The organism is Halomonas sp. RT37, assembly GCF_040070525.1.
GTDB lineage: Bacteria > Pseudomonadota > Gammaproteobacteria > Pseudomonadales > Halomonadaceae > Halomonas > Halomonas litopenaei.
Genome location: NZ_CP098827.1, coordinates 942,169 through 966,832, shown reverse-complemented (window position 1 = coordinate 966,832; position 24,664 = coordinate 942,169). Strand labels below are relative to the sequence as shown.

Below are 24,664 nucleotides of genomic sequence, written 5' to 3'. Positions count from 1 at the left end.
CGCCGCTTATATCAAGATCGGCCACTGCGACTCCGCGTCGGGCGCCGCTTATATGAAGCCCCGCTACTACGATCCCGGGCCCCGGTGACTTTCGTCGGGTCAGTGCTCGGCGCAGGCGGCCAGCGCCGGGCGCGCCAGAATACGCCAGTCCTTGCCGAGGGCACGGATATCGAGAATTTCCAGAGGCCGCTGCTCGGCCATGCGTTCGATGCCCGACAACGCCATCAGCCCGCGCGCGTCGGAGCCGAGCAGGGTCGGCGCCATGTAAAGACGCAACTCGTCCACCAGACAGGCATCCATCAAGGCACCTGCCAGGGTCGCGCCGGTCTCCACCAACAGCTCGTTGCAGCCGCCCTCGTCACCGAGCCACTTGAGCAGCGCGCCAAGATCGACGCGGCCGTCGTCGCCTGCAGGCATCTCCAGCACCCGCGCGCCGGAGCGCATCAGCGCGTCTCTGCGAGGGGATTCGCTGCCCTCGACGCAGACCACCAGCGTCTCCCCTGGCTCGCTCAGGCAGGCCGCGGCCAGCGGCATGCGCAGGCGCGAGTCCACCACGACCCTAAGCGGCTGGCGTCGGGCGATGACTTCGGCGTCATCGAGCCCGAGCTGATCGGCACGCACCGTCAGCCGCGAGTTGTCGAAGATGATCGAATCCACCCCGGTGAGGATGGCGCAGCTCTGAGCCCGCAGCCGCTGGACGTCACGCCGAGCCTCGGCACCGGTGATCCACTGGGACTCGCCGGAGGCCATGGCGGTACGGCCGTCGAGGCTCATGGCGAGCTTGAGGCTGACCCGTGGACGCCCCCGGGTCATGCGCGACACGAAGCCGGCGTTCAATACCTGGGCGTCCGCCTCGAGGCAACCGAGCCTTACCTCGACCCCGGCGTCACGCAGGCGTGCGATACCGCGTCCCGCCACCTGAGGATTGGGATCCTGCATGGCTACCACCACCCTGGCGACACCGGCCTTGATCAAGGCATCGCAGCAAGGCCCTGTGCGCCCCTGGTGAGAGCAGGGTTCCAGCGTCACGTAAGCGGTGGCGCCTCGGGCGTGCTCACCGGCAGCCTCGAGTGCATGGACCTCGGCGTGGGGCTCCCCGGCGCGCTGATGGTAGCCGTCGGCCAGATGCTTGCCGTGCTTGACCAGTACGCAACCGACCCTCGGATTGGGCATGGTGGTGTAGCGACCGCGTTCGGCCAGCTTCAATGCCCTGGCCATCCAGGCTTCATCCTGGCCTGCCGTGATGTCCGTCGGATTCATGTGCTCTCCCCGGTGTCGGGCGAGAAACTCGGCTCCTGGGCCAGGCGGTCGATCTCGGCGCGAAATTCGTCGATATCCTGAAACCGTCGATAGACTGAAGCAAAGCGGATATAGGCCACCTGATCGAGGCGCTTCAGGGCATTCATCACCTCTTCACCGACCACCCGCGCCTGGACCTCGCGCTCGCCCCGTGCGCGCAGGTTCTGGCGGATACGTTCCACCGCCGCCTCGATCGACTCGGCGCTGACGGGGCGTTTTTCCAGCGCCCGCAGCATGCCGGCCCGCAGCTTGATCTCGTCGAACACCTCCCGCGAGCCATCGGCCTTGATGATCCGTGGCATGATAAGTTCAGCGGTCTCGTAGGTGGTGAAGCGCTCACCGCAGCCAGCACACTGCCGCCGTCGGCGCACCTGATCACCTTCGGCGACCAGCCGGGAGTCAGTCACTCGGGTCTCTTGGGCGCCACAGAAGGGGCAATGCATAGCGGACAGTCCGGCAGGAAAAATATGTCGCCATAGTGTAACGGCTGAGGCCTGCCCCGCCCAGCGCAATGGCCCAGGTCATCCGCGATTTCAGCTGAGTTGGCACGCCCTGTGCTTGATACTTTCTTTCTAGCCGTCAATGAAATGGCGAGCGCTCACGGGGCAAGGCGCCCCCACGCCTGCGGAGGACACCATGGCAAGCCACCTCTCCCCCCTGGAACCCGACGACTTTCGCCAGCGTGCCGCAGAGCTGCTCGCGCCTCTCTATGGTGCACGCAGCGAAGAGGTCCTGCGCCGTCTGCTGCGCCTGATCGAAGCGCAGGGGGCCGGGTTGAGGCACCGTCATGGTGCACGCCAGACGCTGTGGAGCGAGCAGGACCAGTGGCTGATCGTCTATGGCGACTCGCTGCTGGATGCCGACAAGCCCCCCCTGGCGGTACTCGATGAGTTCCTGAGCAAGCGCCTGAAGACCGTCTTCAGCGGTGTCCATGTGCTGCCCTTCTTCCCCTGGAGCAGCGACGACGGCTTCTCGGTGATCCACTATCGCGAGGTCGACCCGAAACTGGGCGACTGGCGCGATATCCGGCGCCTGGCCAGCCACCATGATCTGATGGTGGACCTGGTGCTCAACCATGTCTCGCGGGAATCGCTGTGGTTCGCCGACTATCTCGGCGGCAACCTGCCCGGGCGCGACTACTTCATCGAGATGGACCCCGATACCGATCTCAGCGAGGTGGTGCGTCCGCGCAGCTCACCGCTGCTGGTCCCCGTCAGCACCCGCCGTGGCGTTCGCCACCTGTGGGCGACCTTCTCCGAGGACCAGATCGACCTCAACTTCGCCAACCCCGACGTCTTGATCGAATTCGTCGGCATCCTGCTGTTCTACCTGCAGCAGGGCGCCCGCATCGTCCGGCTGGACGCCGTCGCCTTCCTGTGGAAACGCCCCGGCACCCGCTGTATCCACCTTCCCGAGACCCACGCGGTGGTGCGGCTGTTGCGGGCGGTGGTCGACCACGTCGCCCCCGGCACCCTGATCATCACCGAGACCAATGTGCCCCACGCCGAGAACATCAGCTACTTCGGCCTTGAGCGACAGGACACGCCGCCCGACGAGGCCCATCTGGTCTACCAGTTTCCGCTGCCACCTCTGTTGCTGCACACCTTGACCAGTGGCGAGGCCGGCACCCTGGCGCGCTGGCTCGACAGCCTGCCCGAGCTCCCCGCCGGCTGCAGCTATCTGAACTTCACCGCCAGCCACGATGGCATTGGCGTGCGCCCGCTGGAAGGCTGGCTGGAAGGCCACGAGATCGACGCCCTGGTCTCCTTGATGCAGCGCTTCGGTGGCTTCGTCAGCATGCGCCGGCAGGCCGACGGCAGCGACAGCCCCTACGAGCTCAATATCACCTGGTTCGACGCCATGAGCGGCACCCGGCGCGGCCCCGACCCGTGGCAGGTCGAGCGCTTCCTGTTGAGCCAGCACCTGATGCTGGTGCTGAAGGGTATCCCCGGCGTCTACCTGCACTGCCTGACCGCCACCCAGAACGACCACGACGGGGTCGAACGCAGCGGGCGCCTGCGTTCGATCAATCGCAAGCGCTGGGACCGCCAGGAGCTGGAACCTCTGCTGGACAGCCGTCACACGCCGACCCGCGAGGTGTTCTTCGCCCTCACCCGACGCCTCGAGATCCGTCGCAGGGAACCCTGCTTCCACCCCGATGCGGCCCAGACGGTCATCCCCACACCACCGGAGCTGCTGGCGATCCAGCGCGGCCCCCTGGACGATGGCCGTCGACTGTTGGCCATTCACAACGTCACCGATCGGCCTCAGCCACTGGTACTGGACGGCCTCGACCAGTCCGGCTGGCAGGACCTGCTGGAAGGAGGCGCCTGGCGGCCCGTCGACACCCTGGCCCCCTATCGTTCACTGTGGCTGGTGCGCACCGACAGATAAGCCACCGCGCGCTCGGTGTATCACACAACAGCGCGGCCCTGGCGCTTTCACTGCCCGGCGACGTCAGCGGTCGAACCGATGGCGTTTGCTGCTGTCCTAGTGCGAGTGATTCTCGCTTGTCGCGGGATTCGTCCTACAAGATGCCGGAGAGTAACGACATGCCCCGCCGCCCCCGACTGCCCCGCCTCCCCGACCTGCCCCGCCATCAGCGTTCCTTCATGACCCTGGCGGCGGTGGCCTTCGGCCTGATGCCACTGTCCAGCGTCGAGGCAGAGGACCACCCCGCCCCCATCGAAGCGCTGGAAGAGGAAGGTCTTGAGGTGCACGGTGAATTCGACGCGCCGGGTGGACTCAGCGGCTTCGCCGCCAGCCATCGCGGACAGCCGATGACCATCTTCGTCACCGAGGATGGCGAGCACGCCATCGTCGGCAATCTGATCGATGCCGACGCCAACAATCTGTCGGAGGCGCCGCTGGAGCGCCTGGTACGCGGCCCCCAGGACGAGACCACCTGGCAGAGCCTTGAGGACAGCGCCTGGATCGCCGACGGCGATCCCGACGCCGAGCGCATCGTCTATGTGTTCACCGATCCCAACTGCCCCTACTGCACCCGCCTGTGGCAGCAGAGCCGGCCCTTCGTCGAAAGCGGCCAGGTCCAGCTACGCCACGTGATGGTCGGTATCCTCGACCCCGAAAGTCCGCGCCAGGCGGTCACGATGCTGGCCGCCGATGACCCTCAGGCCGCCCTCCGCGCCCATGAGAGCGGCGATCCGATTGAGCCCATGCGCCAACTGCCCAGAGACCTGGAGCAGCGCCTGCAGAGCAACCACGAACTGTTTCGCAGCTTCGGCATGGTGGCGACCCCGGGCATCGTCTATCGCAACGATGGCAAGCTCGAGATGAGCCAAGGCCTGCCGAGCGAAGAACTGTTCCATACCATCATGGGGCCGGAGCCCAACTGACAGGGTTTATCAAGGCGCTGGCACCAGGGCCTGGTGCCAGCACGCTTTAGGCTTTAAACGAAAAGTCGACGAGCGATGGTTAGACAAGGCAAAAATCGGTGAGAAAGCGCAGTTTACGTGGTGTAAATGAGCATTTTGACCTGATTTTTAACGCCGTATTACCGAGCGCAGACACTTTTCGTCAAAGCCTTAGACATCCCCCGCGTTATCGGCCTCTACCGCGCTATATAGTTGTTCGGGCAGGTCCGGCAAGGCCGCCCGCACACGGTTCCAGCTGGGGATAAAGGGCTTCTCCCTGGGGTTGTCGAGAAAGGCGTTACCGGCCTCGATCAGATTGGCGGCAAACAACTCCACCGCCTGCTCCTCGGCGTGACGGTCCAGGCTCAACCCGTTCATGGTGGCGTCGTGGTCGTAGGCCTCGATCAGATCGAGGGCCAGGCGATAGTAGGTGGCCTTGAGGGTACGAAAGCCTTCCGACGAGAACCCCACACCCTGGGTGGCCAGCTTGCGATAGAGCGCCTTGGCGATATCCAGGCTCATGCGGTTGAGCCCGGTGGCCGCGTCATCGGCGGACACCGGTTGATGCTTGTGGTCGTAGACGTCGGCGATATCCACCTGACACAGCCGATTGGTGGAGTGGTCGCGGTGGACCTCGGACAGCACCCCGATCTCCAGCCCCCAGTCGGCGGGGATACGGATGTTGTCCAGCACCTCGGTACGCATCGAGAACTCCCCCGACAGCGGGTAGCGATAGCTGTCCAGGTAGTCCAGGTAAGGCAAGGGCCCGTGCATGATCTTTAGCGCCCGCAGCAGCGGGGTCACCATCAGCCGGGAGACCCGGCCGTTGAGCTTGCCCTCGGCGATACGCGGGTAGTAGCCCTTGCAGAAGGCGTAGTTGAAGCGTGGGTGGGCCACCGGATACATCAGCCGTGCCAGCAGGCCGCGGTCGTAGGTCAGGATATCGCAGTCATGCAGCCCCACCGCGGCGGTGCGCCCGGATGCCTGCACATAGCCCGCACAGAACCACACATTGCGGCCCTTGCCCGGCTGCTGTGGCGCCAGGCCTTCCTCGGCCAGCTGCGCGTCCAGCGCGCTCAGGCGCGGGCCGTCATTCCACAGGATGCGATGGTGCTGGGGCAGGCGCGAAAAGAACTCGCGTGCCCGCAGAAACTGGTCCCGGTCGGCACGATCGAGGCCGATCACGATCTCCGACAGATAGCTCGCCTGGGCCAGGGACTCGACGATGGCGTCCAGCGCCGGTCCTTCCAGCTCCGAGTACAATGACGGCAGGATCAGCCCGAGCGGGCGCTGGCGGCCGAAGCGCTCCAGATCCGCCTCCAGGTCTTCGACCTTGCGCCGGGTCAGGTTGTGAAAGTCGGTGATGATGCCGTTCTGGTGGAAATCGCTCATGCCTCACCCTCCTCGCCCAGCTTGTGATGATCCTTGTCGTCGGCGCCGCCGGCATCGGTGCTGCCGGCCTCAGCGCTGCTGGCAGGCTCCGCCGCGTCCTGCTCTCCCCAGAAGTGCGCAACCCCCTCGGCCCAGCCCCTGGGGCCCAGCGCCTCGCTGCGATACAAGCGCGGCTGGCACGGGGACACGTCGAGGCCATGGCGGGCACGAATCACCACCGCCGCATCGGTGGCCTCGAGCATGGCGACATCGTTGGGGCCATCGCCCAGCGACAGGGTCTCGGGGCGTCGGCCCTTGAGCGCCTCGAAGCGGGCGCACAGCCATTGCACCGCCTGGCCCTTGTCGGTGTCGCCGAGCACGTGCCAGAAGCGCCCGCCCCTCGTCATGCGCAGGCCGTCACTGGCCAGGCCCTCGCGAAAGCGCTGCAGCAGCGCTTCGTCGTCTTCCCACAACAGCGGCTCGCTGCCCTCGCGCAGGCGTGCCAGGCGAGCCTCCTGTTCATCCAGACCGGTGAAGGCCACCACGTCCTCCAGCGCCATCTCGCTCATGGTCAGAAAGCGCGCGGACAGCCGCTCACGCCAGATCGCCACCCGCCGGCGAATCAGCCCGATATCCACCCCGAGGGTGCGGATCACCAGGCCATCCGGGCCCGGCTGTCCCTCACGTCGGGCGTGACACCAGCTGGGGGGCAGCGCAATCACCGCGCCGTTCTCGGCGATAAAGGGGCGATCGGCGAGGCCGAGCTGCTGGCGCAGCCCGAGCAGTTCACTGCGGGTCTTGCTGGTCACCGGGATCGCCGCAACGCCGGCCTCACGCAGGGCATCGAGCCAGGGCTCGGCGGGCTTCCAGCCGTAGTCATGGTGGTCGAGCAGCGAGCCATCCAGGTCGGTGAACAGCAGCCTGGGCCCGTCGAAGGCACCGATTCGGGGAGTCGTGCTGGCGTGCATGGTGGGACCTTCGCATCAAAAGGGTTCACCGAGATACAAAGCAAGGGCTGCGCCATCGCTGAGAAGAGCAACGGGAAAACAAGCAGATGAAGGGAATGTAGACGTCAGCGCAACGAGGCCCCGTCAGGTCCGGGGCGGACGCGGCCGTGCCCGGTGCAGGATAAGGCACCACAATGGTGCATCGACAGCCGACGCCCCGCTGCAAGCACACAGCCCCAGAACGACGACACCCCCGAGAGCGGAGCTCTCGGGGGTGTCTTTGGTGGCCTGAGCGGCGGGTCACCCCGCCGGGCACTCAGCCGTAGACCGGCAGACGGGTGCAGACTTCTTCCACCTTGGCCTTGACCTCGGCCTCGATGGCCTCGGTGGACTCGCCCTTGGCCATGACGTCGAGGATGTCGCAGATCCAGCCAGCCAGATCACCGCACTCGCTCTCGCCGAAACCACGGGTGGTGACCGCCGGGGTGCCGATACGCAGGCCAGAGGTCACGAAGGGGCTCTGCGGATCACCGGGCACGGCGTTCTTGTTGACGGTGATGTGGGCACGACCCAGGGCCGCGTCCGCGTCCTTGCCGGTCAGGCCCTGCTTGATCAGCGACAGCAGGAAGAGGTGATCCTCGGTGCCGCCGGAGACCACGTCGTAGCCACGCTCGATAAATACCTTGGCCATGGTCTGGGCGTTCTTGACCACCTGCTGCTGGTAGGTCTTGAACTCGGGCGCCATGGCCTCCTTGAAGCAGATCGCCTTGGCCGCGATGACGTGCTCGAGCGGGCCGCCCTGGCCACCGGGGAAGACCGCAGACTGCAGCTTCTTCTCGATGTCGGCGTCGTTCTCGGCGGACAGGATCAGGCCACCACGGGGACCGCGCAGGGTCTTATGGGTGGTGGTGGTGACCACATGGGCGTGGGGCAGCGGATTCGGGTAGACACCGGCGGCAACCAGGCCGGCCACGTGGGCCATGTCCACCAGCAAGAAGGCACCCACCTCGTCGGCGATCTCGCGGAAGCGTGCCCAGTCGATGATCTGCGAGTAGGCGGAGAAACCGGCGATGATCATCTTCGGCTGGTGCTCGCGGGCCAGGCGGGCCACCTCGTCGTAGTCGATGCGGCCGGACTCGTCGATGCCGTACTGCACGGCATTGTAGTGCTTGCCGGAGAAGTTCGGGCGGGCGCCGTGGGTCAGGTGACCGCCGGCGTCGAGGCTCATGCCCAGCACGGTGTCACCGGGCTTGACCAGGGCCTGGAAGACCGCGCCGTTGGCCTGGGAGCCTGAGTGCGGCTGGACGTTGGCGTAGCTCGCGCCAAACAGCTCCTTGGCATAGTCGATGGCCAACTGCTCGACCACGTCGACGTACTCGCAGCCACCGTAGTAACGCTTGCCGGGATAGCCTTCCGCGTACTTGTTGGTCAGCTGGCTACCCTGGGCTTCCATCACCCGGGGGCTGGCGTAGTTTTCGGAGGCAATCAGCTCGATGTGAGCCTCCTGACGGGCGACTTCCTTCTGCATCGCATCGAACAGGGCATCATCGAAACCGGCAATCTGCATATCACGGCTGAACATCGGCGGCATAACCTCGCAGCGGGGGATTCAAGGGGCAATCGCGAAAAGCGGGCCGCCATCATAGCGCAGCCCATGACCGCTTTCACATGAAAGACCGTCATGGGCTGCTGCATGATTTCTCATCTTGGCTTCAGTCAGACTGAAGCGTGGCCCACCGGGCGCTCTTTTCCAGGCTCAGCCCGAAACGCCGGCGGGCGCCACGACCCTTCGGCCAAGCCCTAGTCCATCGTGACTTCCATGGACAACGCCTGGGGCAGCCCCAGCGGGTCCTGGGCCAGCTTCTGGAGCTGTCGGCTGGGTGGCAGGCTGAGGTCGATTGACATCTCGCTGGCCTCGCCGGCCATCATCTGCACCAGCCCCGTGAGCACCGCGCCGATCTGCGGTCCCATCATGATGCCGAAGCCTTCGGACTGGGTCCTGAGCTGTTCGAGCAGGGCGTCTTCGGACACCCCCTGGGTCGCTGCCACCACCGGTGCGATACGCCCGAACACGCCCAGATCGCTGAGACTGAGCGAGACGTCGCCGCCCTGGGTGTCCAGCTCGGTCCAGTCCTCGAGGCCGGCAAAGTAGGCCGCAGGGTCCTGGCCCTTGGGCAGGTTTACCGGCAGGTCACTGTCGAAGCCGAGGCGGAAGGCATCGGCTGCGGTCATCTCGAAACGGCTGGCCACCTGGCCATTGGCACCGCTGGCCTCCCAGGTACCGTCCATGTCGGCGTCCAGGGTGAGCTGTCCGGAGCCATCGGTCAGCACGTTGCTGACCAGACGTAGCTGGGTGCGCTCGTCCACCGGCGCCAGCTCGATCATCCTGGCCAGATCCACCGTCAGGTTGTCCATGCGCCCGCTGTACTCGCCGTCGTTCATGTCGCCGTCGGCCACCAGATGCTCAAGGCTTGCCACCAGGCGATCGGTGGCGATCTCCAGGTCCTCGAGCTCGAGGGCGTCCACCGTGGGCGCGTCGCTCGCAAGCCCCTTGAGGCCGGTCAGACTGAGTGACGGCAGCGAGAAGGTTCCGGCCCCGAGCTCCTCGAAGTTGTCGCTGGAGCCGCTCATCCCGGTCAGCGTCAGGCTGCCGATGGCATCGGCGCTGACGTCGCTGGCGCCCAGGCTCTGGATCTCGATGCGTCCGGGATAGTCGCCCCAGGGAAGGTCAGCCCCCACCTTGCCCTGGCGCTGATCCATCACCAGTCCTTCCAGGCTAATCCCGGCCAGCGGGTTGTCTTCATCCCAGGGCAGATCACGCAGATCGAGCACCGGCTGGCCGGGCTCCTCGAACACCAGCCGCTCAAGCAGCATGCTGGCGCCCCGGTCGACCAGCTCGATGTCCTCGAGCACCACTTCTTCCGGCGCGTCGTAGTCGCCCTCGACCAGGTAGCGCGCGATGGTCAGGCGTTCGCCGCTGTCGCCGGTCAGGGTCAGGTTCTCGGCACTGGTGGTGCTGCCGAGCAGCTCATCGGATACCTCGCCGATCTCGAGGGTACCTTCACGCTCCAGGGCCGCACGCAGGTCAGCCTCGAGACGTTCGGCGTCGGCCTGGGCGACGCTCGCCCCCAGAGAAAGCAGCGCCACGAAAGGGACGGCGTGGCGGGAAGACAGACGGCACTTCATGAACTTTCACCTCCGGTGTGAAAATAGAACCTGGCAAACGCCAACGATCTTTGCCGATACGGCAGTTGTGTCAGCCTTCACTGTAGCGCCTGAACGAACCCGTCGACAGGCCTTCAGCAGTGTTGACAGGACATCGGTCACTCAATCCAGCGGCAGGCGCGCCGACAACCGCCGACTCACCTCCTCGATCACCGCCAGGCGCGCCCGACGCTTGTCGTTGGCGTCGATCAGCACCCACTCGCCGCCAGGGGCATGAGTTTCCGCGAACATCTCGTCGATGGCCTGCTGGTAGTCGTCCCAGCGCTCGCGGTTGCGCCAATCCTCGTCGGTGAGCTTGTGCCGCTTGTGAGGAGTCTCGGCCCGGGCTTCGAAACGCTCGAGCTGCTCGTCCTTGTCGATGGCCAGGAACAGCTTGACCAGCACGGTGCCGTGCTCGAGCAGGCGCGCCTCGAACTGGCGAATCTCTTCAAAGCCGCGTCGCCAGTCCCGCTCATCGGCGAGGCCTTCGACCCGTTCCACCAGCACCCGGCCATACCAGGAGCGGTCGAAGATCGCCACCCGGCCATCGCGGGGCAGACGATGCCAGAAGCGCCACTGCCACGGGTGCAGGCGCTCCTCCTCGGTGGGCGCAGCGATCTGATGCACACGGTACTGACGTGCATCCATCGCCGAGGTCAGGCGATGGATGCCGCCGCCCTTGCCGGCAGCGTCATGGCCCTCGAACACCACCACCAGTGGCACTCCCTGGCGCGCGGCACTGCGCGCCAGCTGGGCCAGCCTGGCCTGGGCGTCGGCCAGGCGCTCGCTGTAGTCGCGCTTCTTGAGTCGGGGGGGCGGGTCGTCATGCTCGAGGGCGTCGAGCCGAGGGGGAGCGATGGCATTCAGTGGGGGAGTCTCGGGGCGCTCGAGGGCCGGGACAGGGCTTGCCATGACCTTCTCGAGGACTTCGGCCACCTGGGGCAGCAGGTCGTTGCCGGGGCTCGCGTCGAGCTCGATCCAGGGACTGTGGCGACAGTGGGTGCGCGCACGCAGGTCGCGGGCAAGCTCATCGAGCAGGCCATGCTGGGCGTGGCGGCGCCACTTTTCGTCGGTGACCTGCCAGCGACTGGCCGGGTCGGCGGCCCAGGCCTCGAGTCGTTGTCGCTGGGTGTCTGCATCGATCTGCAGCCACAGCTTGACCAGGCGAACTCCGTCAGCGGCAAGCTCCGCCTCGAACTGACGCATCTGTTCGATGCGGTCATTGTAGGCGCCCTCACCCAAGGCGCGGGAGGCCCGCGCCAGCACCGCATCGCCGACCCAGCCATGGACGAACACCCCGAGCCGGCCACGCCCTGGAAGACGCCGCCAGAATCGCCACCAGTAAGGTCGTCGGCGCTCCTCGTCGCCGGGCACCAGGGCGTGCACCTCGGTCAACCGGTTCTCCAGCCAGTGGTTGAGCAGGTTGATCAGCTCGCCCTTGCCGGTGGCGGCGTGGCCGGCCACCAGCACTACCACTGCCCGATCCGCTCGCTGGGCCAATTCCAGCTGGGCCGACAGCAGGCGAAACCGCTGACACTCCTCGGCGGACATGGTCTTGCCGGAGGCGCTCTTGCGAGAGGCGTTGCTGGTTGAGCCCCGCTTCTTTCCCTTTGCCACCTTGGTCCTGGTCATCGTCGCTCCTTCATGACGCACTTCCCTGTTCATAAGGCGCTTCGCTTTGCATAAGGCGCATCGCTTTGCATGAGGCGCATCGCTTTGCATGAGGCGCTTCGCGTTTCGTGAGGCGATTCACCCTTTCATGCCATGATTCGCCTTTCAGGCCTCGCCCAGCAGCCCCAGGCTCGCCGCCGGCGCCTGGCGCCGAATGCCCCGGGACAACAGATGCCCTACCAAGCCCAGTACCACAGCGCCGAGCGTCGGGACCAGCAGCCAGACCCAGGGATGCACCCGCGGCGGCAGATCCAGCCACAGCAGATATAACGCGGCCGTGGCGACCTCCGCCAGCAGCGCCGCCATCAGGCCGCTGGCCAGTCCCAGAACGGCAAATTCAGCCCACTGCACCCGCGCGAGCAGACGGGAACCTGCGCCAAAGACGCGCAACAAGCCGCTTTCGTGGGCACGTACCGGCTGACTGGCGATCAACGCGGCGTAGAGCACACTGACCCCGGCCAGCAGCACGAAGGCCAGCACCACTTCCACCGCCCGGGTCACGTGCCCCAGCACCTCACGGACCTGCCCCAGCAGGGCATCCACGTCGAGCAGCGTCACCCCCGGGAAGGCCTGGACCAGGCTCCCCAGTTCGCGCTTCTGCTGCTGCTCCAGATAGAAGGCGGTGATGTAGCTATGGCCGTAGCGTTCCAGCACACCAGGCGGGAAGATCACGTAAAAGTTGGGCTTGAAGCTGTCCCAATCGAGGTCGCGGAGACTGGTGATCTCACCGACCAGGGTGTCGGCGCCGATGGTGAAACTTAAACGATCCCCCAGCGCCAGCCCCAGACGTTCTGCCAGTTCTCGTTCCATGGAGATCGGCGCCGTCTCGGCGACGTCATCGCCTGCGGGCGCCGAGGACGGCTGGGCGTCCACCTCGTCGAGCCAGCCGCCGGCCTCGGCGCGCGAGGCAAACCATTCGCCGGCCACCAGACGATTACCGCTCGGCAGGTCCTCCCGCCAGGTCAGGTTGAGCTCCCGGCGCAGGGCGTTTTCTCCCCTCGCCTCGGGGGGCACGGCCTGCCTCGGCGGCTGGCCGTTGATCGCGGTGATACGCCCGCGGACCATGGGGTAGAGATCACTGCTGGCCTCGGCGATGGCCTCGAGCCGCTGCTCGAAGTCGTCGCGCTCGCCGGGCTGGATATTGATCGCGAAGTGATTGGGTGTGTCCTCGGGTAACTGCGCCTGCCAGGTGGTCAACAGATCGCCCCGCACCAGGGCGATCATGGTCATGGCGAAGAAGGTCACCGCGAACGCCAGCATCTGCCCCAGGCTGGCGTTGCGACGGCGCGCCAACTGCCGAGCGCCCAGACGCAACGACCCGCGCAGACCAGCGGGATCACCACCGTCGAGCCGCGCGGCCAGACGCAACAGTCCATCGAGGATCAAGCCCGCCAGGCCCCACAGTACGCCCAACGCCACCATGCCGCCGGCCAAGAGTCCCGCCGCCAGCCCCAGGCTGCCGGAGTACAGCCAAAGCAGAGCACCGAAGGCCAGCGCCGCCGCCAGCAGCAGCGACCAACCGGAGGCAGGCAAGGGGTCCAGCTCCCGGCGCAGTACCTTGAGTGCGCTAACCCGCTTCAAGCGCAGCAGGGTCGGCCCGGCAAAGCCGGCCAGCACGGCCAGTGCCGTCAGCACGCCCAGCCACAACGGCAAGGCTCCGGGGGGCGGCAGCTCCAGCGGCAGAAAACGCTGCATCAAGGCCAGCAGCAACGCCTGCCCCGCCAGCCCCAGAAGCGCGCCGATCAGCGAGGCCACCAGCGCCAGACCGGCCAGCTGGAACGTAAAGATACGCGCCAGGTCCCGCTGGGACGCGCCGAAGCAGCGCAGTAGCGCGGCGGTATCCAGATGGCGATCGACGTAGCGCCGCGTCGCCATGGCCACCGCCACCCCGGCCAGCAGCACGGCAGCTAGACCGGCCAGGCTCAGGTAGGTCTCGGCTCGCTCCAGCGCCGAGCCCAGCCGAGGCCGGTCCTCGCGCACGTCACGTACCTCGACGCCGTCGGCGCGCAGGCGGGCGAGCCAGGGCGACAGCGTCTCCACCGCCTGGGGCGAGCCGGCGGCGAGGATCTCGAACTCGATGCGCGAACCGGGCTGGATCAGCCCGGTCGCCTCGACGTCGTCGACGTGCATCATCACCCGCGGGTTGAAGCTGCCGAAGCCGGCAGACTGGTCGGCCTCCCGCTCGATCCAGCCGGTCACCTGGAACTCGCCCCTGCCCAGCGTCAGACTATCGCCGAGTTCGATGTCCAGCAGCGTCTCGAGCCTCGGCGCCAGCCACACCTCGCCTGGCGCAGGGCCACTGGCGAGCTCCTCGACGCCGGCGCCCTGGTCGACCCGGGACACGCCGTAGAGTGGATAGTCTTCGTCCACCGCCTTGATGCTGACCGGCTGAAAGGCGCCATCGCGACTGGCCATGGAGACCAGATCGACCTGGTCGCTCAGGCGCATGCCGGCGCCTTCCAGACGCTCCCGGATCTCCAGAGCGAAGGGATTGGACTGCTCCAGCACCACATCGCCGCCCATCATCTGACTAGCCTGACGGGTCAGACCACGTTCCAGCCGGTCGAGAAAGAACCCCATCATGGTCGAGGCGGCCACCGCCAGGGTCAGCGCCACCAGCAAGGCGCGTACATCACCCGCACGAAGATCGCGCCGCAGAGAGCGCGCCGCCATCACCAGCTGACGTCCCAATTGGCCCTTCGCCGTGGAGCTTCGCTCACTCATGCCGAGGCCTCCCGCTGGGCGTCTGGCGCCTCGGCTGGAAGCTTGGATGTCACCTCGGTGAGCTGGCCGTCGGCCAGGCGCAGACACCGATCGCAGCGCCTCGCCAGAGCGTGGTCGTGGGTAACCAGCACCAGGGTGGTGCCCTCGGAACGGTTGAGCTCGAACAGGGTCTGAATGATGCGCTCCCCGGTGTCCGGGTCGAGATTGCCGGTCGGTTCATCGGCAAACACCAGCTCGGGGCCGGTGACAAAGGCCCGCGCCAGCGCCACCCGTTGCTGTTCGCCGCCGGACAGCTGCTTGGGCAGGTGATCCAGGCGTTCGCCCAACCCCACTCGACCGAGCCAGTCGGTGGCACGGGCCTCACGGTTGGCAAGGGTCGACAGCTCGGTCGGCAGCAGCACGTTTTCCAGCGCCGTCAGGGTCGGCAGCAACTGGAAGTTCTGAAACACGAAGCCCACTCGGGTGTTTCTCAGCGCCGCGCGACCGTCCTCGTCGAGCTCGGCAAGCGATGTACCGAACATCGCAAGCTCGCCGGCACTCGGCGTATCGAGACCGGCCAGCAGCGCCAGCAGGGTCGACTTGCCGGCACCGCTCTGGCCGAGGATGGCGACGCTCTCGCCGGACTGTACGTCGAGCTCAAGCTCGCGCAGGATGGTCAGTTCCCGCGTTCCGCTGGCGACCCGCTTGGACAGGCCTCGCGCGCGCAGCACGGTGGTCGGGACGGTATTCTCGGAAGGAGACAGCGACATGGTGATGGCATTCCCTGGGACTTGGACGTTTGGGGCGGCACGGCGGTTTTTTTCTGGAGCCTCGCGCTTCGGCGCTGCTGATGCCACGACGTCAGGAAGACGAGCGCAGGATCGCCGGGCAACGCCCGCCAGGCGGATGCTGAAGACGCTGATGATGGCCTGCGTCTTGACCGCCCTTGTGCCGGGGTCGGTCTGGGCCCAGTCTGACACAGCCCCGCCGACCTTGCTGGTGGTGGGCGACAGCTTGAGCGCCGCTTACGGCATCGAACGGGACGCCGGCTGGGTGGCGTTGCTGGCCGAGCGAGTGGCGCACCGCGCCGAGGTGGTCAATGCCAGCATCAGCGGCGAAACCACCGGCGGGGGCGCCACCCGTCTCCCTGAACTCCTCCGACAGCACGACCCGGACATCGTTCTGCTGGAGCTGGGCGGCAATGATGGACTCAGGGGCCTTCCGCCGAGCCAGATGTCGGCAAACCTCGAAGGCATGATCGAAAAGAGCCAGGCCGCCGGCGCCCAGGTGCTGCTGCTGGGTATCGATATTCCCCCGAATTACGGCGACGCCTACCGTCAGGCCTTCACCGGGGTCTTTCGAGAACTGGCCGACACCCATGAGGTGCCGCTGGTGCCCTTCCTGCTCGAAGGGGTGGCGCTGGACCCTGAGCTGATGCAGGACGACGGCATCCACCCCACCGCCGAGGCCCAGCCAAGGCTGCTCGACAACGTCTGGCCGAGCCTTGCGCCCCTGCTGGACGAGACCGAGACGCCGGGGACCGAGGCGGTGTCGACCCAGCCCTCCAGCCAGAAGGACAGCGAAGAACGCAGCGAGCAAGCGAGCGCCTCCTGATATCCCACCGCTTTGCTCCGCGCTGGAGTGCGCAGAAGCGCCTACCGCCAGGTCTTCATGAGGAGGATGGCTCGACGTGAGCCGGCGCCTTCTGCCACTGCTGTAGCCCAAGCCCCAGCAGGATCAGCACCAGTCCGATCAGGGTCGAGGGGAGTATCGGCTCGCCGACCACCAGGTAGAGCAGCATCAGCGACACCGGTGGCGACAGAAAGATCAGGTTGGAGACCTTGGCGGTGCGCGACACCCGCTGCATCGCCGCCTGCCATAGCACAAAAGCGACGCCCATCTCGAACAGTCCGACATAGATGCCCGCGCCCAGGGCGGCACTGCCGTGCCACTGAAAGCCTGGACCCAGCACCATCAGCAGCGTCAGCACCGGCACCCCGACGCTGAAGTTCTGCCACTGGGCGACCAGCGGCGGACGCCGGTCGCGGGCATTGAACAGCCAGTACAGCGCCCAGATCAGCGTCGACACCAGCGCCAGTGCGACGCCCAGAGGATCGGCGAAGGCCACGTCAAAAACCTGGCCACGGGTGGCGATGACCCAGACCCCGGCGTAGGCCACCAGGCCGGCCACCACGTCCATCGGCGTCAACCGCTGCTTGAGGATCGGCACCGCCAGCAGGGCCATGGCCAGCGCCCAGGTGTAGTTGAGCGCCATGGCCTCCTGTCCGGGCAACCGGTCATAGGCCGCAAACAGCACAAGGTAGTAGGCCACCGGGTTCATCAGCCCGGCCCACACAGCGGTGCGCCAGCCGCGACGAAGTGCCTGATGCAGCTGTCCGCGCCGCAGCATCAGCACGCTCATCAGCGCCCAGGACACCAGCGCCGCCAGCCACATCAGCTCCAGCGGGCTCATATGGGCAAGCGCCAGCTTGAAGGCGGTGGCCACCGTGGACCACAACGCCACGGCGCCAAGGCCGAAGGCCATGGCCTGTCGATCAGTTGTCATGACATTCCCTGGGGTAAAGATGAGGGTAAGGAGCCGCGAGCCATAGCCACGCGAAGGGGGAACGCGGTCAATCAGGATGACGCCATCGAGCCCGCGTTCAGACCGTCAACACAGGATGACCATCGGCAACATTCAACGGTCCAGATGGCCCAGATCGCGCTCGGGAGCGATGCCGTCGCGGACCCGTTGCTTGAGCGTCTTGACGTCGGGAAAGCCGCCATCTCGCTTGCGCTCCCATAGCGTCTCGTCATCCAGCCGGATCTCGAAATGGCCGCCGTGGGAAGGCACCAGCGTCACCTCCTCGAGATCCTCGCCGAAGGTCGAGAGCAGCTCCTGGGCATACCAGCCACTACGCAAGAGCCACTGACATTGCGTACAGTAGATAATCCGAATGCGTGCCACGTTCAGCCTCCCTGTTCCAGCACGTAGGTGGAAACACCGGAAACGCGCTGCAAGGCAGCACGTACACCGTATTCCCTCAAACCACGATCATAACAGTCAGGACAGCCTCCATGGCCAGTGGCGAAACCCAGACGCGACTTTACGAGTGGCTCACCGGCGACGAGGACAGTCGCCTGTGCAAGGACATCCCGGACAGCGCCTGCGATGAGCAGCCGCGCAACTTCTTCCTGCATCTGCTGGCGTCGCTAGGCAACAAGCTCGCCGACGAACTCTCCAGCGCCCGTCTGGTCCTGCCCTGGCTACTGGGCGCCATCGGCGCGCCGACCTGGATGGTCGGCCTGCTGGTGCCGATTCGCGAGGCCGGCGCCCTGCTGCCCCAACTGTTCGTGGCCGGTTTTATCCGCCTGAAACCCAGGCGCAAGGGCGTCTGGATGGTCGGTGGATTGCTCCAGGCGCTGGCCGCCGCGGCGCTGTCGGTTCTTGCCCTGATCGGTTCCGGCGGTGTTGGCGGCGGCCTGGTACTGCTGGCCCTGGTCGCCCTGTCGCTGGCCCGGGGGCTGTCGTCCATCGCCACCAAGGACGTGCTCGGCAAGACCATCTCCAAGCAACGTCGCGGGACCCTGATGGGCTGGAGCGGCAGTGTGGCGGGCGCCGTGACCCTGGCCGCCGGTGCGGTGCTGGTGCTGTTCGACGACCGTCCCGGCGAGCTCGCCCTGGCGGTGCTGCTTGGCGTGGCGGCGCTGGGATGGACCCTCAATGCGCTGTGCGCCGCCGCCATCGAAGAAGCGGAAGGCGCCACCGACGGCGGCGCCAACGCCTGGGATTCGGTCAAGACCGGCCTCGCCCTGATGCGCGACGACGCCGCCTTTCGTAACTTCAATCTGACCCGCGCCCTGTTGCTGTCCAGCGCCCTGGCGTTGCCCTATGTAGCGCTGATGGCCCAGGACAACGGCGGTACTGAACTTGGCGGACTGGGACTTCTGATCGTGGTATCCGGGGTCGCCGGCATGGTCGCCAGCCCCATCTGGGGCAAGCGTTCGGATGCCTCCAGCAAAACGGTGATGCGCGACGGTGCCATCGGTACCACCCTGTGCTGCCTGCTGGGGGCATCGCTGGCCTGGTTGCCCGAGTCGATGAGCGCAAGTGTCTGGCCCTACGCCTTGGTCTACGCGCTGCTGGTCATCGTCCACTCGGGCATTCGCCTCGGTCGCAAGACCTACATCGTCGACATGGCCGGCGCCGACAATCGTGCCCTCTATGTGGCCCTGTCCAACACCATCACTGGCGTGCTGATGCTGATCGTCGGCGCCGTGATCGGTGCTCTGGCGCAATGGCTCGGCGCCGGCCCGCTGTTGCTGGTGCTGGCCGCCACCGCCGCCCTGGCCGCCCTCAGCGCGTTGCGCCTGCCGGAGGTAGAGTGACGCAAGGGCAGCCTCAGCGTCCGCTCCACACTACCGCCACAGCAAAGACGACAGGAAGCGCTGAAGAAATCTCGCGAGCGATGACAGGTCGGTTGCCGCCGGAACGCAAGGTTTCGAGTTTACATGGGTTAAATGAGGAGCCTGAGTACCGCCGGCGGTCGAGATGTCGAGCGCAGCAATTTATGCAGCGTTTCCTTAGCGGACCATTGATTTAATCTCGCCCTCTGGCCATGCTTAGCATCAAATTTTGCCGATTAGAGCCATCATTACATCCCGAGGTTGCGCACAAACCGTCTTTGAGAGACTACCGGTTTGGTGCACATCCTGGCCCCTGAATCCCCGGCCCCTGATTACCAGGCAACAAGGGTGTAACGCCAAGCCCGCAACAGGACGTCCCATGACACGACCGAACATGATCGCCCCGGAACTGCTCGAACGCATCGTCAACGCCTCGGAAGACGGGATCGTGGTGGCCGAGAAGGAAGGCGACGAGCATATCCTGATCTACGTGAATCAGGGCTTCGAGCGCCTGACCGGCTACAGCGCGGACGAGATCCTCTACCGCGACTGCCGCTTCCTGCAGAACGACGATACCGACCAGCCGGCCCTCGACGTCGTGCGCAAGGCCTTGAAGGAGTTGCGCCCCTGCCGCGAAGTTCTGCGCAACTACAAGAAGGACGGCACCCTGTTCTACAACGAGCTGTCACTGACCCCGGTGTTGGACGAAAGTGACGAGCTGGTCTACTTTATCGGCGTCCAGAAGGACGTCAGCGAACGTGTGGCCAACCTGGCCGAGATCGATCGCCTGCGTGACGGCGCCGACAGCGCCTGAGCCAGTCCACGCCTCCCTCTTGCACTTTTCTCGATTCCCGCTTATATAGCCAACAGAGTCCTCGGATTCTGTTGGCGCTTCCCGCCGTCGGAAGCATGGTGTGACAAGACGCGCTTCGGCGCTCTGGCCATGGGAGATTTCACATGAGCCGTGATTCCCTTCTCGATGATGCCTACCTCGACCTCTCTGATCAGGAGGCGGTCAACGACGAGGACTATTCCCGCAGTCGTCCTTCCAACCGTGCTGACACCCTGCGCGCCCGCCGACGAGTGGAAGCCCTGCTCGAGGAACGTCGCCTGCGCCAGGCCATCGATGACGACTGGGGCTATGACGAGGAAGAGGAAGAAGAAGAAGAGGAATAGCACCCAGCGCCACCTGTCTTTCCCGGGGCGGTCGGTGCATCGCCCCCGCCCTTCGCTCTCGCCTGGCGAATCCCCTCACCTTGTGTGAGGCGACCCTCGATCTCGCCACATGGCTGGCGTTTGTGCGCCTCCGGCTCTATCATCTGTGACCAGCTTTTTTTCCGCGAACCCCAGTGGAAACGCGGCATCGTCCACGTCTGGCTATGCTGTCGACGCCCAGGGCGTCCGTCAGCGCCGGTGGTGATCGTTTCCCCAACACTAGCGAGTTCCCATGGCGCAATACGTCTACACCATGAACCGGGTGGGCAAGGTCGTGCCCCCCAAGAAGCAGATCCTCAAGGACATCTCCCTGTCCTTCTTCCCCGGGGCCAAGATCGGCGTGCTCGGTCTCAACGGCGCCGGCAAGTCCACCCTTCTGCGGATCATGGCCGGCGTGGACACCGAGATCGAAGGCGAGGCACGGCCGATGCCGGGCCTCAACGTGGGCTACCTGCCCCAGGAGCCCGAGCTCGACGACACCAAGAACGTGCGCGAGACCGTCGAGGAGGCACTGGGCGAGATCAAGGAAGCCCAGGCCAAGCTGGACGCCGTCTATGCGGCCTACGCCGAACCGGACGCCGACTTCGACGCGCTGGCCGCCGAACAGGCCAAGCTCGAGAACCTGATCGAGGCCGCCGACGCCCATAACCTGGAGCGCAAGCTGGAAGTCGCCGCCGAGGCGCTGCGGCTACCGCCCTGGGAGGCCAATGTCGGCCACCTGTCCGGTGGCGAACGTCGCCGCGTGGCGCTGTGCCGCCTGCTGCTGTCCAACCCGGACATGCTGCTGCTGGACGAGCCGACCAACCACCTGGACGCCGAGTCCGTGGCCTGGCTCGAGCGCTTCCTCCACGACTATTCCGGTACCGTGGTGGCCATCACCCACGACCGCTACTTCCTCGACAACGTGGCCGGCTGGATCCTCGAGCTCGACCGCGGCCAGGGCATCCCCTTCGAAGGCAACTACTCCCAGTGGCTGGAAGCCAAGGAGAAGCGCCTGGAGCAGGAAGCCAAGGCCGAGGCCTCGCGTCAGAAGGCGATCAAGCACGAGCTCGAGTGGGTTCGCTCCAACGCCAAGGGCCGTCAGGCCAAGAGCAAGGCGCGCCTCAACCGCTTCGAGGAGATGCAGTCCGGCGACTTCCAGAAGCGCAACGAGACCAACGAGATCTACATTCCGCCGGGTCCGCGTCTGGGCGACAAGGTCATCGAATTCCACGGGGTGTCCAAGCGCTTCGACGACAAGCTGCTCTACGAGGACCTGAGCTTCACCATCCCCCAGGGTGCCATCGTCGGTATCGTCGGCGGCAACGGTGCCGGCAAGTCCACCCTGTTCAAGCTGATCCAGGGCAGCGAGAAGCCGGACGCCGGCGAAGTGGTGCTCGGCGAGACAGTGGACATCGCCTACGTCGAGCAGATGCGCGACGCCCTCGACGACAAGCAGACGGTGTGGGAAGCGGTGTCCGATGGACAGGACATCCTCAACATCAACGGCTACGAGGTCTCCTCACGGGCCTACGTCGGGCGTTTCAACTTCAAGGGCAATGACCAGCAGAAGTTCCTCAGGGACCTCTCCGGTGGTGAGCGCGGCCGCCTGCAGCTGGCCCAGACCCTGAAGCAGGGCGCCAACGTGCTGCTGCTCGACGAGCCGTCCAACGACCTGGATATCGAGACCCTGCGTGCGCTGGAAGAGGCTCTGCTGGCCTTCCCCGGCTGCGCCATGGTGATCTCCCACGATCGCTGGTTCCTGGACCGCATCGCGACCCATATCCTGGCCTTCGAAGGCGAGTCCCACGTCGAGTTCTTCGCCGGCAACTACACCGAGTACGAAGCCGACCACAAGAAGCGCGTCGGTGACGACACGCCGCATCGGATGAAGTACAAGCGTATCGACGCCTGATACGACAAGCACTGCGCACTGCAACGACGCCACCGGCCCACGCCGGTGGCGTCGTCGTTTGTGCAGTTCCAGTCTTTCCGCTGCCGCCAGCGTTTACCGGCGTACTTGCATGACAGCACGCTTGAAGCGATAAGAGCCACATGCGACGCATCTTGTCGTCGACATCGACCTATCCCATCCACCGCTACCTGACAGGGTCCCTGCCATGTCATCGCTGACCTTCCATCCGGTGCGGTTGATTCGCGCCTTTTATACCAGCATCGCCTACCTGCCGACCCTGGCAGCCCTGGTCTACGGTCTGCTCGGCCTGCTGGCGCTGGCCCCACCGATCAGCGACACCTCGCTGCCGGAGGTGATCCAGAAGCTCAGTCTCACCGCCCCGGGCAGCGCCCAGTCACTGCTGGCGGCGATGCTCGGCGGCATGATCTCGCTGATGGTGTTCAGCTTTTCCATGGTGATGTCGGTGCTGTCCCAGGCCGGCGGCAACTTTTCCCACAAGCTGGTATTCGGGCTGGTATCGGAGCGCGCCAATCAGTGGGTGCTCGGCCACTACCTGGGCACCATCCTGTTCATCCTGATTCTATTGATCGTGCCGGAGGTCGACGACGGCGAAGCCGCCTGGCGTTCGCTCGCCATCTATCTGGCCTGTGCCATGGTGCTGCACTGCCTGGCGCTGTTCGTCTATTTCATCCACAACGCCTCCCAGTCGATCCAGATCGACGCCGTGATCTCCGGGCTCCATGACACCACCCTGGCCAGCATGCAGCGTCTGCACGACAAGGAAACCGATGACCATTGGCGCTACCTGCCCTCGGCTGCACCGCCGAGCGCCCAGTGTCACGAGATCCATGCGCGCATGGCGGGCTATGTGCAGAACGCCAACCTCGAGCGACTGGCGGAGCTTGCCGAGCGCATCGGTGGCGTGCTGCATCTGCAGTTTCGCTTCGGCGACTACGTGGTGGAAGGTCTGCCCATCGCTATCCTGGAATGCGAGGACACGCCCAACGAGGAGTGGTGCGACGAGGTGCTCTCCACCCTCACCTATCTCGACGGTGAATCCATCGACGAGCACTTCGTCCACGGACTGACCCAGATGATGGAAGTGGCGATCAAGGCGCTGTCCCCGGGGATCAACGACCCCGGCACCGCCAGGCTGTGCCTGCACCGGATGACCGATCTGCTGTGCCGCTACCTCAAGTGGCAGCCGGCCAACACCATGGTCGACGGTGACGGCAAGCGCCGTGTGACCTGGCCGGTGGAACGCTACGACAGCCTGCTGCACCGCCTGTTCGTGCCGATCCTGTCCTACGGCGCCGAGGACCAGAGCACCCTGCTGGGTTTGCTCAAGTCGCTCAAGACCCAGTCACTGTTCGCCGGGGAACACCAGCTCCCCAGCATTCAGCGGATGGCTCAGCGGGTCGGCCAGGCGCTGGCGGACGGCGCCAGCGACCCGATGGATCAGGCCTTTATCGTGGAACGACTGGAAAGAGGCGCACACCGCCTCGACCTGACCCCCATGCGAGAACGCCTGGCGGCGCGCCTCGAGCAGATCGGTTGACGCCTGGACCGACGGGGCGCCCACGGCCAAGCCGGCAAGCCCCGCCAGGCGGGTCCATCAGTAGATCTTGGCCTCGCCCCTGGGGCGGGTCTTGAAGCGCCGGTGCATCCACAGATACTGCTCGGGATGGCGGCGAATCGCGGCCTCGATCACCGCGTTGATACGGGCAGCGTCGGCGACCTCGTCACCGCTGGGGAAGTTGTCCAGGGCGGGCAGGTATTCGAGGCTGTAGGTGCGATTGTCGGGATTGCGATGAAAGATCAGCGGCATCACCGGCGCGCCGGTCATCTTGGCGATCTTGGCCGTCAGCTTGATCGACGCCGCCTCGACCCCGAAGAAGGGCGCAAACACGCTGGCGTCACGACCGAAGTCCTGGTCCGGACTGTACCAGACGTGGTGACCGGCCTTGATCCGTCGCACCACGCCACGCAGGTCATGACGATCGATGGCGGTACCGAAGATGCCGTTGCGGGCACGGGTCATGAAACGCTCGAACACCGGATTGTCGTGGGGGCGATAGACCACGTCGGCGGGAAAGAACAGCGAGTGCAGGGCGCCGCCGAGATCCAGGGTGGAGAAGTGGATGCCGATGATCAGCGCGCCCTTGCCTTCGGCCTGGACCTTGGCCATATGCTCCTGGCCCTTGAAGGTGACCCGGTGGCGCAGATGTTCGGGATCCCGGCACCAGCCGGTGGCGGTCTCGAAGATGCCGATGCCGTTGGCCAGAAAGCTCTGCTTGACCAGGCGGGCCTGGGCCGCCGGGTCGAGCTCGGGAAAGCAAAGGCGAATATTGGTCTCGGTGATATGACGGCGACGCCCGGCGAAACGCCAGGCAGCCAGTCCGATCAATCGGCCCAGCGCCAGCTTGCAGCGCCACGGCAACCAGGCACTGGCGCGCATGGCGGTGATGGCAAGGTAGGTCGGCCAGTAGCGTGGCTGGGTCCAGTAACGTGGCGCGGTCGTTGTGTCCTTGGACATGCGATCCCTCGTCGGTCGATCAGGACGACCGACGAGCCAGGCC

20 protein-coding genes are annotated in these 24,664 nt (G+C 65.8%); 8 read left to right on the top strand and 12 right to left on the bottom strand.

The features are described from left to right. Positions 1-99: 99 nt before the first annotated feature. A complete protein-coding gene (gene ribD, locus NFG58_RS04410; protein ID WP_108131393.1) occupies positions 100-1,260 on the bottom strand; it encodes a bifunctional diaminohydroxyphosphoribosylaminopyrimidine deaminase/5-amino-6-(5-phosphoribosylamino)uracil reductase RibD in 1,161 nt (386 codons plus the stop codon). After that, positions 1,257-1,742 carry a transcriptional regulator NrdR gene (gene nrdR / locus NFG58_RS04405; protein ID WP_045993087.1) on the bottom strand — a complete coding sequence of 162 codons (486 nt, stop codon included), beginning with the start codon at positions 1,740-1,742 and terminating at the stop codon, positions 1,257-1,259. Before nrdR ends, ribD begins: the two co-directional genes overlap by 4 nt. A 193-nt stretch (positions 1,743-1,935) precedes the next feature. Here nrdR and NFG58_RS04400 point away from each other — a divergent pair, with 193 nt between their 5' ends. Both NFG58_RS04400 and dsbG read left to right on the top strand, forming a co-directional pair. Continuing rightward, positions 1,936-3,693, top strand: coding sequence for a sugar phosphorylase (locus tag NFG58_RS04400; RefSeq protein WP_108131392.1), 1,758 nt, complete (start codon positions 1,936-1,938; stop codon positions 3,691-3,693). Positions 3,694-3,851: 158 nt separating this feature from the next. After that, positions 3,852-4,655 carry a thiol:disulfide interchange protein DsbG gene (gene dsbG / locus NFG58_RS04395; protein ID WP_231498462.1) on the top strand — a complete coding sequence of 268 codons (804 nt, stop codon included), beginning with the start codon at positions 3,852-3,854 and terminating at the stop codon, positions 4,653-4,655. Positions 4,656-4,844: 189 nt separating this feature from the next. Here the strand turns inward: dsbG and NFG58_RS04390 are convergent, their stop codons facing one another. The 7 genes from NFG58_RS04390 to NFG58_RS04360 all read right to left on the bottom strand — a co-directional run bounded on the left by NFG58_RS04390 (position 4,845) and on the right by NFG58_RS04360 (position 15,339). Next, positions 4,845-6,065, bottom strand: a complete 1,221-nt coding sequence (locus tag NFG58_RS04390) for a glycosyl transferase (protein WP_045991048.1) — start codon at positions 6,063-6,065, stop codon at positions 4,845-4,847. Beyond that, complete coding sequence (locus tag NFG58_RS04385; protein ID WP_071211076.1) at positions 6,062-7,012, bottom strand: HAD-IIB family hydrolase; 951 nt, start codon at positions 7,010-7,012, stop codon at positions 6,062-6,064. Before NFG58_RS04385 ends, NFG58_RS04390 begins: the two co-directional genes overlap by 4 nt. Before the next feature lie 295 nt (positions 7,013-7,307). After that, positions 7,308-8,573 carry a serine hydroxymethyltransferase gene (gene glyA, locus NFG58_RS04380; RefSeq protein ID WP_045991047.1) on the bottom strand — a complete coding sequence of 422 codons (1,266 nt, stop codon included), beginning with the start codon at positions 8,571-8,573 and terminating at the stop codon, positions 7,308-7,310. Between the two features lie 218 nt (positions 8,574-8,791). Beyond that, positions 8,792-10,177: a hypothetical protein gene (locus NFG58_RS04375; protein WP_108131389.1), complete on the bottom strand. Its 1,386-nt coding sequence runs from the start codon at positions 10,175-10,177 to the stop codon at positions 8,792-8,794. A 141-nt stretch (positions 10,178-10,318) separates the two neighbouring features. Continuing rightward, positions 10,319-11,827, bottom strand: coding sequence for a polyphosphate:AMP phosphotransferase (locus NFG58_RS04370; protein WP_181248569.1), 1,509 nt, complete (start codon positions 11,825-11,827; stop codon positions 10,319-10,321). Positions 11,828-11,971: 144 nt separating this feature from the next. Further along, the gene (locus NFG58_RS04365) at positions 11,972-14,590 is read right to left on the bottom strand and encodes an FtsX-like permease family protein (protein ID WP_181248570.1); all 2,619 of its coding nucleotides are present in this window, start codon (positions 14,588-14,590) and stop codon (positions 11,972-11,974) included. Continuing rightward, on the bottom strand, positions 14,587-15,339 hold the full coding sequence (locus NFG58_RS04360; protein ID WP_108448147.1) for an ABC transporter ATP-binding protein: 753 nt from the start codon (positions 15,337-15,339) through the stop codon (positions 14,587-14,589). Before NFG58_RS04360 ends, NFG58_RS04365 begins: the two co-directional genes overlap by 4 nt. Before the next feature lie 136 nt (positions 15,340-15,475). On the opposite strand from NFG58_RS04360, the gene NFG58_RS04355 reads away from it, so the two are divergent. After that, a complete protein-coding gene (locus NFG58_RS04355; RefSeq protein ID WP_197037050.1) occupies positions 15,476-16,183 on the top strand; it encodes an arylesterase in 708 nt (235 codons plus the stop codon). Between the two features lie 55 nt (positions 16,184-16,238). Here the strand turns inward: NFG58_RS04355 and NFG58_RS04350 are convergent, their stop codons facing one another. Beyond that, positions 16,239-17,135 carry a DMT family transporter gene (locus NFG58_RS04350; protein WP_045991044.1) on the bottom strand — a complete coding sequence of 299 codons (897 nt, stop codon included), beginning with the start codon at positions 17,133-17,135 and terminating at the stop codon, positions 16,239-16,241. A 132-nt stretch (positions 17,136-17,267) separates the two neighbouring features. Continuing rightward, positions 17,268-17,537 (bottom strand): SelT/SelW/SelH family protein, encoded by a 270-nt coding sequence (locus NFG58_RS04345; RefSeq protein WP_045991043.1) that lies wholly within the window; start codon positions 17,535-17,537, stop codon positions 17,268-17,270. Between the two features lie 110 nt (positions 17,538-17,647). Between NFG58_RS04345 and NFG58_RS04340 the strand changes: the two genes are divergently transcribed. The 5 genes from NFG58_RS04340 to NFG58_RS04320 all read left to right on the top strand — a co-directional run bounded on the left by NFG58_RS04340 (position 17,648) and on the right by NFG58_RS04320 (position 23,643). Then, positions 17,648-18,958, top strand: coding sequence for an MFS transporter (locus tag NFG58_RS04340; protein ID WP_045991042.1), 1,311 nt, complete (start codon positions 17,648-17,650; stop codon positions 18,956-18,958). A 397-nt stretch (positions 18,959-19,355) separates the two neighbouring features. Further along, on the top strand, positions 19,356-19,790 hold the full coding sequence (locus tag NFG58_RS04335; protein WP_108131386.1) for a PAS domain-containing protein: 435 nt from the start codon (positions 19,356-19,358) through the stop codon (positions 19,788-19,790). 143 nt (positions 19,791-19,933) lie between these two features. Next, positions 19,934-20,152, top strand: coding sequence for a hypothetical protein (locus tag NFG58_RS04330; RefSeq protein WP_348827640.1), 219 nt, complete (start codon positions 19,934-19,936; stop codon positions 20,150-20,152). 271 nt (positions 20,153-20,423) lie between these two features. Continuing rightward, complete coding sequence (gene ettA, locus NFG58_RS04325; RefSeq protein ID WP_045991039.1) at positions 20,424-22,085, top strand: energy-dependent translational throttle protein EttA; 1,662 nt, start codon at positions 20,424-20,426, stop codon at positions 22,083-22,085. 205 nt (positions 22,086-22,290) lie between these two features. Further along, complete coding sequence (locus tag NFG58_RS04320; protein ID WP_045991038.1) at positions 22,291-23,643, top strand: DUF2254 domain-containing protein; 1,353 nt, start codon at positions 22,291-22,293, stop codon at positions 23,641-23,643. 57 nt (positions 23,644-23,700) lie between these two features. Here the strand turns inward: NFG58_RS04320 and lpxL are convergent, their stop codons facing one another. Beyond that, positions 23,701-24,621 carry an LpxL/LpxP family Kdo(2)-lipid IV(A) lauroyl/palmitoleoyl acyltransferase gene (lpxL, locus tag NFG58_RS04315; protein WP_108131384.1) on the bottom strand — a complete coding sequence of 307 codons (921 nt, stop codon included), beginning with the start codon at positions 24,619-24,621 and terminating at the stop codon, positions 23,701-23,703. Positions 24,622-24,664: the final 43 nt, after the last annotated feature.

Bases quoted from the DNA above. Each gene is read 5' to 3' on its own strand.
- ribD (WP_108131393.1), bottom strand. From the start codon at position 1,260: ATGAATCCGACGGACATCACGGCAGGCCAGGATGAAGCCTGGATGGCC.
- nrdR (WP_045993087.1), bottom strand. From the start codon at position 1,742: ATGCATTGCCCCTTCTGTGGCGCCCAAGAGACCCGAGTGACTGACTCC.
- NFG58_RS04400 (WP_108131392.1), top strand. From the start codon at position 1,936: ATGGCAAGCCACCTCTCCCCCCTGGAACCCGACGACTTTCGCCAGCGT.
- dsbG (WP_231498462.1), top strand. From the start codon at position 3,852: ATGCCCCGCCGCCCCCGACTGCCCCGCCTCCCCGACCTGCCCCGCCAT.
- NFG58_RS04390 (WP_045991048.1), bottom strand. From the start codon at position 6,065: ATGAGCGATTTCCACCAGAACGGCATCATCACCGACTTTCACAACCTG.
- NFG58_RS04385 (WP_071211076.1), bottom strand. From the start codon at position 7,012: ATGCACGCCAGCACGACTCCCCGAATCGGTGCCTTCGACGGGCCCAGG.
- glyA (WP_045991047.1), bottom strand. From the start codon at position 8,573: ATGTTCAGCCGTGATATGCAGATTGCCGGTTTCGATGATGCCCTGTTC.
- NFG58_RS04375 (WP_108131389.1), bottom strand. From the start codon at position 10,177: ATGAAGTGCCGTCTGTCTTCCCGCCACGCCGTCCCTTTCGTGGCGCTG.
- NFG58_RS04370 (WP_181248569.1), bottom strand. From the start codon at position 11,827: ATGACCAGGACCAAGGTGGCAAAGGGAAAGAAGCGGGGCTCAACCAGC.
- NFG58_RS04365 (WP_181248570.1), bottom strand. From the start codon at position 14,590: ATGAGTGAGCGAAGCTCCACGGCGAAGGGCCAATTGGGACGTCAGCTG.
- NFG58_RS04360 (WP_108448147.1), bottom strand. From the start codon at position 15,339: ATGTCGCTGTCTCCTTCCGAGAATACCGTCCCGACCACCGTGCTGCGC.
- NFG58_RS04355 (WP_197037050.1), top strand. From the start codon at position 15,476: ATGCTGAAGACGCTGATGATGGCCTGCGTCTTGACCGCCCTTGTGCCG.
- NFG58_RS04350 (WP_045991044.1), bottom strand. From the start codon at position 17,135: ATGACAACTGATCGACAGGCCATGGCCTTCGGCCTTGGCGCCGTGGCG.
- NFG58_RS04340 (WP_045991042.1), top strand. From the start codon at position 17,648: ATGGCCAGTGGCGAAACCCAGACGCGACTTTACGAGTGGCTCACCGGC.
- NFG58_RS04335 (WP_108131386.1), top strand. From the start codon at position 19,356: ATGACACGACCGAACATGATCGCCCCGGAACTGCTCGAACGCATCGTC.
- NFG58_RS04330 (WP_348827640.1), top strand. From the start codon at position 19,934: ATGAGCCGTGATTCCCTTCTCGATGATGCCTACCTCGACCTCTCTGAT.
- ettA (WP_045991039.1), top strand. From the start codon at position 20,424: ATGGCGCAATACGTCTACACCATGAACCGGGTGGGCAAGGTCGTGCCC.
- NFG58_RS04320 (WP_045991038.1), top strand. From the start codon at position 22,291: ATGTCATCGCTGACCTTCCATCCGGTGCGGTTGATTCGCGCCTTTTAT.
- lpxL (WP_108131384.1), bottom strand. From the start codon at position 24,621: ATGTCCAAGGACACAACGACCGCGCCACGTTACTGGACCCAGCCACGC.